Genomic DNA, 13,023 nt, shown 5'->3' on the forward strand with positions numbered 1-13,023 from the left:
CCATGCAGTCATTCAACTGGGTCGACATTGATGGCATCCGCTATAGCTGGGATGGACAGGGTCACATTACCTGTGCCGGCCAGTTTGGCTATCAAGCTTCGATCGCAGGTGATCGGCTGGATGCGGTGGAGATAGAGAATGATGCCGGTGATGTCGCAGGGACGCTTCATGTCGACTTTGCGGCAGCATCGATCAGCTATATCCCCGTCATGGATGCAGAAGCTTCCCATAACATGATTTTGGTTGGTCATGAGTTGGGTCAGCAGGAGTATCTATTGAATAGCTTTCATCCTGCATCCTTGCAGGAGTTGTTGGGGCCTTCTGAAACAATCGCTTGGACTGTAGTCGCAGATGACTTCAGTTCTCTCGGAACGGAATTACCTCCTCAAGGACATATCCTGTCGTGGGATTCATTCCATTTCGATGATGAGGTGTTGCTCGACAGTTCATTGCCGACGACAGCGCATGCAGAGATTCTTCCCGCTGCTGATGCGACAATCAGCATCAGTCTCGATTTGACCAATCAGGTACTGGATCAGATCCCGCCATTGCACGATATATAAATTCCCGTTTGCCAGGAGCATAATGACCTCAATTTTTCGATTGAGGTTTTTTATATGTGGCGTCCGCTTCTTACCCTTTCTGCGCTGGTTGTCAGTGTCCCCCTGTATGCTCTGGAAGTGCCTCAGGCACCCCATCTGGTGGTGAGTGGTTACGCCGAGCAGAAAGCGGAACCCGACATGCTGACCCTCAATGTGTCGGTCACCGCGTTGGAAAAACAGGGGTTCAAGGCCAAGCAACAGGTTGATACCAGAGTGGCTGCATTCTTTGGCCAGCTGGAAGGTCTGGGTATCAAGCGCAGTGATGTGGAGGCGGGAAATCTGGTCATCTCTCCCGAATATCAATATGGCGAGAACAAGAAGCCGACCTTGCTGGGGTATCGTGCCCAGCGTCAACTGGCGGTGAAGCTGTATCAACTCGACAAGCTGAGCCAGTTGATGGATACCGCACTCAAGGCAGGACTCGAGTCGGTGTCACATATCGAATATGGTCTGAAATCTCCGCAAACCATCAAGGAACAGGCGCGCCTTGCTGCGGTCGAGGATGCGAAAAGCAAGGCCGAATCTCTGGCCAAGGCATTTGGCATGAAGCTTGGCAAGGTATACAGCGCTGAATATCGAAATTCATCGCCAGTTCCCGTCTATAGCCGCAATCTCAAGGCGCTGGCCATGTCCGCCGCACCGGCCGCAGATATGGTGGAAAACAGCTATCAACAGCAGCAGATCACCATCACTGACAACATAGAAGCGGTTTTCCTCCTGGAATGATGGATAGCCAGTCTATTGCGTATTGATAATGCCAAAACCCGCTCTCGCAGCGGGTTTTTAATGTCCAGCGCAACATCAGAATGAAAAAAGCCGACTCGAGAGAGTCGGCTTTTGTTTACTTGAATGGCGTTCAGACTGTGACGGCGTCAGCCTTGGCTGCTTCTGGTGCCGGATTACGGATGAGGTAATCGAAGGCCCCGAGTGCGGCGGTTGCACCAGCACCCATGGAGATGATGATCTGCTTGAACGGCACAGTAGTGGCGTCCCCTGCGGCGTACACGCCGGGCAGGGAGGTGGCGCCCTTGGCATCGATCTCGATCTCGCCGAAGCGGGTCATCGCTACCTCGCTCCCCTTGAGGAACTCGGTATTGGGCACCAGGCCGATCTGGACGAAGATACCCGCGACAGCCAGATGCTTGATTTCCCCGGTGGTGCGATCTTCGTAATCCATGCCTGTCACCTTACTGCCATCACCGATCACTTCAGTGGTGCGGGCGCTCATGATGATGTCGATGTTGGCCATGGAGCGGGCCTTCTGCTGCAACACTTCGTCGGCGCGCAGGGTGTCGGCGAACTCCACCACGGTGACGTGCTCGACGATGCCGGCTAGGTCGATGGCCGCCTCGATGCCGGAGTTACCGCCACCGATCACCGCCACCCGCTTGCCCTTGAAGAAGGGGCCGTCACAGTGCGGGCAGTAGGCCACGCCCTTGGTGCGGTACTCGAGTTCGCCCGGCACGTTCAGGTCGCGCCAGCGGGCACCGGTTGCCAGGATCACGGAACGACTCTTCAGGGTTGCACCGGATGCAAGATCCACGTTGACATAGCCATCCTTGCTGATGGCGGCGGCGCGCTGCTCGGTGATCACTTCCACGCCGTACTGCTTGACGTGCTGCTCCAGGCTCGCGGCCAGCTTGGGGCCTTCGGTGTAGGGCACCGAGATAAAGTTCTCGATACCGACGGTGTCCATCACCTGACCACCAAAACGTTCGGCGACGATGGCGGTGCGGATCCCCTTACGGGCTGCATAGATGGCTGCCGCAGCGCCAGCCGGGCCACCACCCACCACCAGCACGTCGTAGGGATCTTTCTCATTCAGCTCAGCGGCTTTGCGTTCGGCGGCGCCGGTGTCGAGCTTGGCGACGATCTCTTCGAGCGAGATGCGACCCTGGCTGAACGGCTGGCCATTCAGGTAGACGTTCGGTACCGCCATGATCTGGCGCTCGTTGACCTCGTCCTGGAACAGGGCGCCGTCGATCATGGTGTGGGTGATCCCCGGGTTCAGGGTAGCCATCAGGTTCAGTGCCTGAACCACGTCCGGACAGTTGTGGCAGGAGAGGGAGATATAGGTCTCAAAGTGGAACTCACCCTTGAGGTTGCGGATCTGCTCCTGCACAGCTGCATCGGTCTTGGAGGGGTGACCGCCGCTTTGCAGCAGAGCCAGTACCAGAGAAGTAAATTCATGACCCATGGGAATGCCGGCAAAGTGAATGCGCGGAGTCTGGCCCTGGGTAGCCACACTCATGGAAGGTTTGCGAGCGGCAGTGCCAGAAGTCTGGGTAATCTTGGGTGACATCTCGCTGATCTCGGTGGCCAGTGCCAGCAGTTCTGCGGATTTGTCACTGTCATTGCCAGACACGCTGATCTCGATGGGATTGACGATGTACTGCAAGTAACCGTTGAGTTGTTGTTTGAGGTTGGTATCCAACATCTTCGAATTCCTTCTTGTGATTGCGGGTCGGCGGTATGCGTGGGCCATAAAGCAGACCGGCCCTGAATCGGGCCGGTCTTTGGAGTGGGGAGGCTTAGATTTTGCCTACCAGATCCAAGGACGGGGCCAGAGTGGCTTCGCCTTCTTTCCATTTGGCCGGGCAGACTTCACCCGGGTGAGCGGCAACGTACTGGGCAGCTTTGACTTTGCGCAGCAGCTCCAGCGCGTCACGGCCGATACCGCCGGCGTTGATTTCAACGATCTGGATGATGCCCTGCGGGTCGATAACGAAGGTGCCGCGGTCAGCCAGGCCAGCTTCTTCGATCATCACGCCGAAGTTGCGGGTGATGGTGCCGGTCGGGTCACCGATCATCGGGTACTGGATCTTCTGGATGGTGTCAGAAGTGTCGTGCCAGGCTTTGTGGGTGAAGTGGGTGTCGGTAGAGACGGAGTAGATCTCGACGCCCAGCTTCTGGAATTCGGCGTAGTTGTCAGCCAGGTCGCCCAGTTCGGTCGGGCAGACGAAGGTGAAATCAGCCGGGTAGAAGAAGACAACGGACCACTTGCCTTTCAGGTCAGCGTCAGACACCTGAACGAATTTGCCATTGTGGTAGGCGGTGGCATTGAACGGCTTGATTTCAGTGTTGATGTAGGTAGACATGTATTGGCTCCTTGGTGATGTACATATGCCTGTCTGGTGTTGATGAGTCGAGCCGGACAAGGCGTTTAACTTTCGATGGATTCATCTTAGGGCCTTTCCCTAATCGGTAAAAGTCGCAATTTTGAATCGCTTAAATCTAATAATTAGATACTACTTCTCTGCTGTACCTAACATGAACATGGCGACCTGGATCCGCTAACTCCTTGTCCGAATTCCATATCTGTGGTGTTGCTCCCCTTGTGCGAGGGGAAATGTGCGATCAAGCGAGGGGCCAGGAATAGAAACGTGGGGGAGTCAATGGCGGTAAGGCGAGAAGGGAACGTGTAGATAAAAAAATCCCGGCGCTATCGTGAGACAGGGCCGGGTCATCAAACAAGGAATGGCTATATAAACAAATGCTTTACAGCAAAGACTAACTACGGGGTGTGCAAACTTGCAGACAAATGAGAGGAAGAAGGTGGGTGCACAATCCCTCGTCTCCCCCTCGGCAATCATTGCATGGGGGAGATAATAGTGTGATGAAGATCACAAAGCAAGTTTTTGGTGTAAGTTTTCATTCAAAATGAAAGGCTTTCATTTTCATAGGCTGTTTTATCGCCTAAAAACGCTTTCGTTGTAATTTAATTACAAATTGATGGTCAAAAATCGGTAGGGGGATCCTGCTCCTCCATCAGCTCCAGCAGATTGATGGCCACGGCAATGAAGTCCGACTCGGTGACTATGCCTACCAGCTTGTGCCCTTTGAGTACCGGCAGGCAGCCATATTTGTGGCGCTGCAGATAGAGGGCCGCCTCCTTGATGCCGGCATGGGGATCCACGCTCGCCACCTGGCGGGTCATGATCTCGTCGAGCTGGACACTGTCGGTGAACTCCGCCTCCCGCTCCGGATTGATGAGCAGCAGCTTGGATTCGCGGGTGGCCAGGATATCGGAGAGGGTGACCAGGCCCAGCAGATGATGGTGGTCGTCAACGATGGGGATGTGGCGGATCCGCTCCTGCTGCATCAGGTCCATCGCCTGTTTGACGCTGTTCTCCGGACCCAGGGTGAAGGGCTGTTCTGTCATGATTTCGGCTAGGGTCATCATGGTGGGCCTCCTTATGTACCTGCTTTCACCCTAGCCCACCCCCATCGGGCAAGACATGATCAGGGTCAATACAGATCATTAAAGAATCATTAACTCATTGTCTGTCACAAAAATGGCCGCTATCCCTTGTCTCTCTTGGGTTTTTGGTCTTTTGGGTTGCCTTGCAAGAGGGGGATAACTAGACTAGCCGCCGATTCCCCCGAGGTGAAAGATGCAAGTATCCGATTTTCATTTTGATCTGCCAGACGAGCTGATTGCCCGCTACCCGATGGCAGAGCGTACCGCCAGCCGCCTGTTGCAGCTTGACGGTCAGACTGGTGCGCTGCGCCATGGTCAATTTGTCGATGTGCTGGACCAGCTCAACCCCGGTGATCTGCTGGTATTCAACAATACCCGCGTCATTCCGGCGCGCATGTTTGGTCAGAAGGCCAGCGGCGGCAAGCTGGAAGTACTGGTCGAACGCATTCTGGACGAGCACAGCGTACTGGCGCACGTCCGCTCTTCCAAGTCGCCCAAGCCCGGTACCCGTCTTATCCTGGATGGCGGCCCAGATGGTGAGAAGGTCGAGGCCGAGATGCGGGCCCGCCACGACGCCCTGTTCGAGATCCACTTCCTTGATGCGCGCCCAGTGCTGGAGATCCTGGAGGCCATCGGTCACATGCCGCTGCCACCTTATATAGATCGTCCCGATGAAGATGCTGACAAGGAGCGTTACCAGACCGTCTACAACGCCAAACCGGGCGCGGTGGCGGCCCCAACTGCCGGTCTGCACTTCGATGAGCCTCTGCTCGAGAAGATCCGCGCCAAGGGGGTGGAAACGGCTTTCGTCACCCTGCACGTAGGGGCGGGCACCTTCCAGCCGGTGCGGGTGGACAAGATTGAAGATCACCACATGCACTCCGAATATGCCGAGGTGCCGCAGGAGGTGGTGGATGCTATTGCGGCAACCCGAGCCCGTGGCGGTCGCGTCATTGCGGTGGGTACCACCTCGGTGCGTTCTCTGGAAAGTGCCGCCAAGGTGACCCTGGCCCAGGGCAAGCCGCTGGCGCCGTTTTTCAGCGACACCGACATCTTCATCTTCCCGGGTTACGAGTTCCAGGTGGTGGATGCCATGGTCACCAACTTCCATCTACCGGAGTCGACCCTGATCATGCTGGTTAGCGCCTTTGCCGGGTATGACAACGTGATGGCGGCCTATCAGGCAGCCGTGGCCGAGCAGTACCGTTTCTTCAGCTACGGGGACGCCATGTTCGTCACCCGTCGCCGGGCGCAGGCTTAAGCTTCGTCCTTCAGGCGCCGTTCACGAGTTTGATGTGATAATCGTGGGCGGCCCCAAAAATCGGGCCCATGAGGGCCTTCCACTGTCAGACTGTTTCTCTGACTGAAACCGAGGTAGCAATGAAATTTGAATTGAAAACCACTGACGGCCGCGCCCGTCGCGGTCAGCTGGTATTCGAACGCGGTACCGTACAGACTCCGGCCTTCATGCCGGTCGGTACCTATGGCACCGTCAAGGGGATGACCCCGGAAGAGGTAGCCGAGACCGGTGCCCAGATCCTGCTGGGCAATACTTTCCACCTCTGGCTGCGTCCGGGTCAGGAAGTGATGCGTGCCCACGGCGATCTGCACGATTTCATGAACTGGCAGGGACCGATCCTGACCGACTCCGGTGGTTTCCAGGTATTCAGCCTAGGGGATATTCGCAAGATCACCGAGGCAGGCGTGCATTTCCGTCACCCCATCAATGGCGAGAAGATCTTCCTCGACCCCGAGAAATCCATGGAGATCCAGTACGATCTGGGCTCCGACATCGTGATGATCTTCGACGAGTGCACCCCGTATCCGGCCACTTATGAAGAGGCGCGCAAGTCCATGGAGATGTCCCTGCGCTGGGCCAAACGCTCCCGTGACAAGTTCGATGCCCTCGGCAACAAAAACGCCCTGTTCGGCATCATCCAGGGTTCCGTCTACGAGCCGCTGCGGGATGTGTCGCTGGATGGCCTGCTGGAGATCGGCTTCGACGGTTATGCGGTCGGTGGTCTGGCAGTGGGTGAACCCAAAGAGGACATGCACCGCATCCTCGAGCACGTCTGCCCGAAAATTCCGGCCGACAAGCCGCGCTACCTGATGGGGGTGGGCAAGCCGGAAGATCTGGTGGAAGGAGTGCGCCGCGGTATCGATATGTTCGACTGCGTGATGCCGACCCGCAACGCCCGCAACGGCCATCTGTTCACTACGGACGGGGTGGTCAAGATCCGCAACGCCAAGCACCGTGACGACACCAGCACCCTGGATGCCGATTGCGATTGCTACACCTGCAAAAACTACAGCCGCAGCTATCTGCACCATCTGGACAAGTGCAACGAGATCCTCGGCGCCCGTCTGAATACCATCCATAACCTGCGTTATTACCAGCGTGTCATGCAGGGTTTGCGGGACGCGATCGAGCAGGGTAAATTAGACGACTTTGTAACAGAGTTTTACCGTCGGCAAGGGAAGCCTGTGCCTCCACTCGCTGAAAATGACGTGAAATAACAACAGCGTATCAGCTCGTTATCTTTGTGAATCTACATCAATAAGAGGTTGTTAAATGAGCATTATCTCCAAGGCATATGCAGAAGGCGCAGCTCCGGCAGCACAGGGTGGTGGCATGGAAATGATCATCATGCTGGCCGTATTTGGTCTCATCTTCTATTTCATGATTTACCGTCCCCAGGCCAAGCGCGCCAAGGATCATCGCAACCTGATGAGCTCTCTCTCCAAGGGTGATGAAGTGCTGACTTCCGGTGGCCTGGTTGGCAAGATTGCCAAAGTGGCAGCTGACAGCGATTACCTGGTGATCGCCCTGAACGACCAGACTCAAGTCACCATCAAGAAGGACTTCGTTTCTGCCGTTCTGCCCAAGGGCTCTATCCAGTCCCTTTAATCTCCCGAGGAGCACAGCGTGTTAAATCGCTATCCGCTGTGGAAATACCTGATGGTGATCGTGGTGATTGCCATCGGTTTTCTATATGCAGCCCCCAATCTTTACGGCGAAGACCCGGCCTTGCAGGTTTCTGCCAGCCGTGGTGCCGAAGTCAAGCTGGAAACTCTTGACCTGGTGAAAGAGACGCTCGAGGCGGCCAAGATCCCGGTCAAACATGCGGCGTTCGAGCACGGGCTGATCCTGGTACGTTTCAAGAACACCGAAGATCAGCTCAAGGCGCGCGATATCGTCGCCAACAAATTGGGCGACGACTTCATTACCGCGCTCAACCTGGCCCCTTCCACACCCGCCTGGCTCGAAGCTATCGGCGCGGCGCCACTGAAACTCGGTCTTGATCTGCGCGGTGGTGTGCACTTCCTGATGGAAGTGGACATGGCCGAGGCGCTGGCCAAGCAGCAAGAGCAGATGGTACAGGATTTTCGCACCGAACTGCGTACCCAGAAGATCCGCTACTCCGGCGTGCGCCGGGTCGGTGATCAGGTACAGGTGGTGTTCCGCGATGAAGCGGATCAGGAGCGTGCCGTTTCCCACCTGCGTCGCCAGAATCCTGATTTGACCTTCACCACACAGCAGAAAGGGGATGAGTACATCCTGCTGGCTGGCTTGAGTGAAGCCAAGATCAAGGAGGTGAAGAAGTACGCGCTTGAGCAGAACATCACCATCATCCGCAACCGGGTGAACGAGCTGGGTGTGGCCGAGCCGCTGGTACAACAACAGGGTGCCGAGCGTATCGTGGTGGAGCTGCCTGGTATCCAGGACACTGCCCGTGCCAAGGAGATCCTGGGGGCGACTGCGACCCTGGAATTCCACATGGTCGACGAGACAGCCGATATCCAGGCTGCCGCCGCCGGTCGTGTCCCGCCGAGCTCCAAGGTGTATACCGATCGCAATGGCCGCCCCGTGGTACTGCACAAGCGGGTCATCCTGACCGGCGATCACATCGTGGGTGCCCAGTCCGGTTTCGATGAGTACAGCCGTCCCCAGGTCAACATCAAGCTCGATGGCCAGGGTGGCAACAAGATGGCCAACTTTACCAAGGACAACGTGGGTAAAGGCATGGCGACCGTCTTCATCGAGTACAAGCCGGTGGGTCAGCCCGGTCCGGATGGCAAGCGCAAGTTCCGCAAGCAGGAGGAGGTGATCAACGTCGCCACCATCCAGTCGCGCCTTGGCAGCCAGTTCCGCATCACAGGGATCGACAACGCCAACGAAGCCCATAACCTGGCGCTGCTGTTGCGTGCCGGTGCCCTGATCGCACCTATCCAGATCGTCGAAGAGCGCACTATTGGTCCGAGCCTGGGTCAACAGAACATCGACAGCGGTATGGAAGCCATCGGCTGGGCCATGCTGGTGATCGTGCTGTTCATGGGGAGCTACTACCGTGCCTTCGGTTGGGTTGCCAACCTGGCGCTGTGCATGAACCTGGTGCTGATCGTCGGCATCATGTCGATGATCCCGGGGGCCACCATGACCCTGCCTGGTATCGCTGGTATCGTGTTGACGCTCGGTATGGCGGTGGATGCCAACGTGCTGATCTATGAACGTATCCGGGAAGAGCTGCGCAACGGGCGCGGGGTTCAACAGGCTATCCACCTGGGCTTTGATCGTGCTTTCTCGACCATCGCCGACTCCAACGTCACCTCGCTCATCACCTGTGTGATCCTGTTCGGTATCGGCACTGGCCCCATCAAGGGCTTTGCCCTGACGCTGGGCATCGGTCTGACTGCCTCCATGTTTACTGCCATCACGGTATCTCGCGCCATTATCAACCTGGCATGGGGTGGACGGCGTATCGACAAGCTGCCCATCTGAGGAAGAGACATGTTTCAGATCCTACATTTTGAAAAACCCATCCCCTTTATGCGTTTCGCCAAACCGGGTGTGGTGTTCTCTTCCCTGCTGATGGTGATCTCCCTGTTCTTCCTGTTTGATCGGGGCCTGAACTGGGGTCTGGACTTCACCGGTGGTACCACCATCGAGGTGGGGTTCCAGCAGTCGGTGAGCCTGGAGAAGATCCACGACGTCCTGGCCGAGCAGAAAATTGAAGGGGCAACCCTGCAACACTTCGGCTCCAGCCGTGATGTGCTGTTCCGCCTGACCCCGCAAGAGGGGGTCAAGGTCGAGCAACAGGGCAACGAGGTGCTGGCCGCCGCCAAGCTGATCGACAAGGATGCCGTGCTCAAGCGCGTCGAGTTTGTCGGTCCTTCGGTGGGTGACGAGCTGGCGACGGACGGTGCGCTGGCGATGCTGGCCTCCATCCTCTGTATCCTTGCCTATGTGGCGGTACGTTTCGAATGGCGTCTGGCCATGGGGGGCATTCTCTCCCTGGTGCATGATGTGGTGATCACCCTCGGCGTCTTTGCCTACTTCCAGTACGAGTTTGACCTGACCGTGCTGGCAGCCCTGATGACGCTCGTGGGTTACTCCCTGAACGATACCATCGTCGTGTTCGACCGCCTGCGGGAGAACTTTCGCAAGGTGCGCAAGGGGGATACCGAGTACATCCTGGATCTCTCCATGACCGAGACCCTGAGCCGTACCATCATCACCTCCGGCCTCACCTTCGTGGTGGTGCTGGCGCTGCTGCTCAAGGGCGGCGCGCTGATCCACGGTTTTGCCGTGGCCATGGTGATCGGTGTGGCCTTCGGTACCTACTCTTCCATCTATGTGGCGAGTGCGTTTGCCATGTTCCTCGGCGTCAAGCGCGAGCACATGCTGCCAACCCAGGTCGAGAAAGAGGGTGCGGATCAACAAGAGATCCTGCAGTAACCATGAAAAAGAGCGCCGCTGGCGCTCTTTTCTTTTGTCTGCCTGTCGTATGCTGACGCAGATGATTCAAGTCACAGGAGTTTGCCATGCAACACAATCCCCGTTTTCTGGCGCTGGTCGAAGGGATCCGCGCTCGGGTCGAGGAGACAGACGTTCACCAGATCCGGCGTTGGCAGGAGGAGGGACGTACCTTCATCCTGGTTGATGTGCGCGAGGAGAGCGAATGGGCCAACGGCCATTTGCCAGGGGCCGTCTATCTGGGGCGAGGGGTGATAGAGCGCGATATCGAGACTCGTTACCCGGATCCGGCGACCGAACTCTACCTCTATTGCGGGGGCGGATTTCGTTCGATCCTGGCGGCCGATAATTTGCGCCAGATGGGGTACAGTCGGGTTGTCAGTGTCGATGGCGGTTTTCGGAGATGGAAGGATGCCGGATACCCTGTCGAATCCTGATTTATTTGATGGAGAGGGGCTCAGCCACATGACAAAGTGGTTGTTGCCCTTTACCATATGCGAGGTCAAGAAGCGTCAGCGTCGGAGTGTTCATTGAACGTCAGGAAAGGGATTGGATGCCTCCTTGGTATCCTGTTGTTGCTTCCTATGTGGGGTTGCAGCAGTAGCAGTCAGATCAACACCCCGAAAGAGCCCAAGCCGCAGCCCGCGTCACTGGTTTTGGCGACCCCTCTGCAGGTCTCCTACCAGAGCGAGCTGGCACTGGCGCGCCTCGGGCAGATGCTGAGCGAAATGGAGCTTACCACGGAGCAGCGAGCAGAACTCTTCTATGAGCGTGCCGTCGTTTTCGATCGGGTGGGGCTGCGCTCCCTCGCGCGACTGGATTTCAACCGTGCCCTGCGGGAGAAACCGGATTTTGCCGAAGCCTACAACTTCATCGGTGTCTATCTGGTGCAGCAGCAGAACTATGACGAAGCCTACGAGGCATTTGATTCCGCCCTCGAACTGGCTCCCGATTATGATTATGCCTACCTCAACCGCGGCATCGCGCTCTATTACGGCAACCGCCCCGATCTCTCCGCCGCCGACATGAAGCGCTTCTATGAGGCGCAACCGGAAGATCCCTATCGGGTGATCTGGCTCTATCTGGCCGAGCAGAAGCTCGATCCCGCCGCCGCCATGAGCCGGATGCGCGAGCGCCTGAACAAATATGACGACGATGCCTGGAACTGGGATCTGGTTCGCCTCTATACCGGCGAGATCAATGCCAGCAAACTGATGGCCAACGTGGTCAAAGGGGTGAAGGACAATCGCGAACTCGCCGAGCGCCTGTGCGAGACTTACTTCTATCTGGGCAAATTAGAATTGGGCAAGGGCAATCGCAAGGAGGCCATCAGCTACTTCAAGCTGGCGCTCTCCAACAACGTCTATGACTTCATCGAACACCGCTACGCCCTGCTCGAGCTGGAGCTGATGGCGCGTAAACCCTTGCCGCCGGGAGCCCAGAGTGCTCGCAGCAAAAGCGATCAACCATCCTGATCTGGTGTCGTCAGCTGTAAAAAAGGCCTCGCAATGAGGCCTTTTTGTTGGGCGAGAGTCGGCGTTATTCCACCAGACTCATGCCGGGGATCTGGCGCCAGTACCCGTTGCAGTCACGGTCCTGCTGCAGGGGCAGGGGGGCCTCTCCCTGCTGATTGGCCTTGAAGCGGGCCAACATGTCCAGGGTATCCATGCCCTGGGGAGAGAGCCTGACCACATCCACCAGATCCGTCATGCTCGCCAGATCGTTGCCCAGGTTGTAGCAGTAGCCGGACTGGGTCTGGATCCCGTTGAGGTTGAACACCCGCTGCCCCTCGCGACTGTTGGCCAGACGACCGGTCGGGTAGTGAATGCAGGCCAGCTCGCAGTTGTCCTTGGGTTTGTCGAGGGAGCGGGCGGTGAAGCAGCGGGCCGAGTAGGCCAGTGGCATATGGCCGTAGGCAAACACCTCTACTTCAAACTGCTGGCGCATGGTGCCCAGATCCTGGTTGAGTTGCACCAGCCAGTCGCGCGACAGCTCCACCGGCATCACCCAGCGTTTCATCCCCTGTTTGAGCAGCATGTCGAGCACATCTGCGTTGTAGGCGTTGATGGCCGGACCGCACACAAACGGCAGGCCCGCCTCTCGGGCAAGCTGAACAGTACCGAGATCGTTGGCCTCGACCATCAGGCCACCATTGTCGACCAGCCGCTTGACCTCTTTGAGCTCGGAAGGGGCCGAAATGAGCGCCAGGGTAGAGAGCACCACCTGCTTGCCAGAATCAGCCACCTGATGGGCAAGCGCGATCCAGTCATCCACCTTGAGTTCGCGACGCTTGCTGCAGACGGTTTCTCCCAGATAGATGATATCGGCGTCGCTCCTGGCCGCAGCCTGATAAAAAGCTTCGGTGTCGGCCTTGGGCCAGTAAAAGAGCAGGGGCCCTAGAGAGAATTGCATTAGTTGAGCTCCTTGTTGCCGCAAGAGAAAAGCAGGAAAGAGAAGGACATAGG

13 protein-coding genes are annotated in these 13,023 nt (G+C 57.2%); 9 read left to right on the forward strand and 4 right to left on the reverse strand.

What is annotated here, in order from left to right; translation table 11 throughout:
• Window positions 1–2 precede the first annotated feature (2 nt).
• On the forward strand, window positions 3–563 hold the full coding sequence (locus LA321_RS14290; RefSeq protein ID WP_042071770.1) for a hypothetical protein: 561 nt from the start codon (window positions 3–5) through the stop codon (window positions 561–563).
• Window positions 564–617: 54 nt separating this feature from the next.
• Window positions 618–1,328, forward strand: a complete 711-nt coding sequence (locus LA321_RS14295; protein ID WP_042071768.1) for an SIMPL domain-containing protein — start codon at window positions 618–620, stop codon at window positions 1,326–1,328.
• Window positions 1,329–1,458: 130 nt separating this feature from the next.
• Here LA321_RS14295 and ahpF read toward each other — a convergent pair whose 3' ends face one another.
• The 3 genes from ahpF to LA321_RS14310 all read right to left on the reverse strand — a co-directional run bounded on the left by ahpF (window position 1,459) and on the right by LA321_RS14310 (window position 4,785).
• Window positions 1,459–3,039: an alkyl hydroperoxide reductase subunit F gene (gene ahpF, locus LA321_RS14300; RefSeq protein ID WP_042071767.1), complete on the reverse strand. Its 1,581-nt coding sequence runs from the start codon at window positions 3,037–3,039 to the stop codon at window positions 1,459–1,461.
• Between the two features lie 94 nt (window positions 3,040–3,133).
• On the reverse strand, window positions 3,134–3,700 hold the full coding sequence (gene ahpC / locus LA321_RS14305) for an alkyl hydroperoxide reductase subunit C (protein ID WP_026456610.1): 567 nt from the start codon (window positions 3,698–3,700) through the stop codon (window positions 3,134–3,136).
• A gap of 638 nt (window positions 3,701–4,338) precedes the next feature.
• Window positions 4,339–4,785 carry a CBS domain-containing protein gene (locus tag LA321_RS14310; RefSeq protein WP_042071764.1) on the reverse strand — a complete coding sequence of 149 codons (447 nt, stop codon included), beginning with the start codon at window positions 4,783–4,785 and terminating at the stop codon, window positions 4,339–4,341.
• Window positions 4,786–4,996: 211 nt separating this feature from the next.
• On the opposite strand from LA321_RS14310, the gene queA reads away from it, so the two are divergent.
• The 7 genes from queA to nlpI all read left to right on the forward strand — a co-directional run bounded on the left by queA (window position 4,997) and on the right by nlpI (window position 12,033).
• A complete protein-coding gene (queA, locus tag LA321_RS14315) occupies window positions 4,997–6,064 on the forward strand; it encodes a tRNA preQ1(34) S-adenosylmethionine ribosyltransferase-isomerase QueA (RefSeq protein ID WP_042024954.1) in 1,068 nt (355 codons plus the stop codon).
• A 119-nt stretch (window positions 6,065–6,183) separates the two neighbouring features.
• The gene (gene tgt / locus LA321_RS14320; protein ID WP_026456613.1) at window positions 6,184–7,320 is read left to right on the forward strand and encodes a tRNA guanosine(34) transglycosylase Tgt; all 1,137 of its coding nucleotides are present in this window, start codon (window positions 6,184–6,186) and stop codon (window positions 7,318–7,320) included.
• Between the two features lie 55 nt (window positions 7,321–7,375).
• A complete protein-coding gene (yajC, locus tag LA321_RS14325; RefSeq protein WP_026456614.1) occupies window positions 7,376–7,711 on the forward strand; it encodes a preprotein translocase subunit YajC in 336 nt (111 codons plus the stop codon).
• An 18-nt stretch (window positions 7,712–7,729) separates the two neighbouring features.
• Window positions 7,730–9,583 (forward strand): protein translocase subunit SecD, encoded by a 1,854-nt coding sequence (gene secD, locus LA321_RS14330; RefSeq protein WP_042071762.1) that lies wholly within the window; start codon window positions 7,730–7,732, stop codon window positions 9,581–9,583.
• Window positions 9,584–9,592: 9 nt separating this feature from the next.
• Window positions 9,593–10,540, forward strand: coding sequence for a protein translocase subunit SecF (gene secF, locus LA321_RS14335; protein ID WP_042071760.1), 948 nt, complete (start codon window positions 9,593–9,595; stop codon window positions 10,538–10,540).
• Window positions 10,541–10,626: 86 nt separating this feature from the next.
• Window positions 10,627–10,995 carry a rhodanese-like domain-containing protein gene (locus LA321_RS14340; RefSeq protein ID WP_042071758.1) on the forward strand — a complete coding sequence of 123 codons (369 nt, stop codon included), beginning with the start codon at window positions 10,627–10,629 and terminating at the stop codon, window positions 10,993–10,995.
• Window positions 10,996–11,088: 93 nt separating this feature from the next.
• Window positions 11,089–12,033 (forward strand): lipoprotein NlpI, encoded by a 945-nt coding sequence (nlpI, locus tag LA321_RS14345; RefSeq protein ID WP_324606633.1) that lies wholly within the window; start codon window positions 11,089–11,091, stop codon window positions 12,031–12,033.
• Window positions 12,034–12,097: 64 nt separating this feature from the next.
• Here the strand turns inward: nlpI and LA321_RS14350 are convergent, their stop codons facing one another.
• Window positions 12,098–12,970, reverse strand: coding sequence for a U32 family peptidase (locus tag LA321_RS14350; protein ID WP_042071756.1), 873 nt, complete (start codon window positions 12,968–12,970; stop codon window positions 12,098–12,100).
• Between the last annotated feature and the right edge of the window lie 53 nt (window positions 12,971–13,023).

This window comes from Aeromonas enteropelogenes, from assembly GCF_020097295.1.
GTDB lineage: Bacteria > Pseudomonadota > Gammaproteobacteria > Enterobacterales > Aeromonadaceae > Aeromonas > Aeromonas enteropelogenes.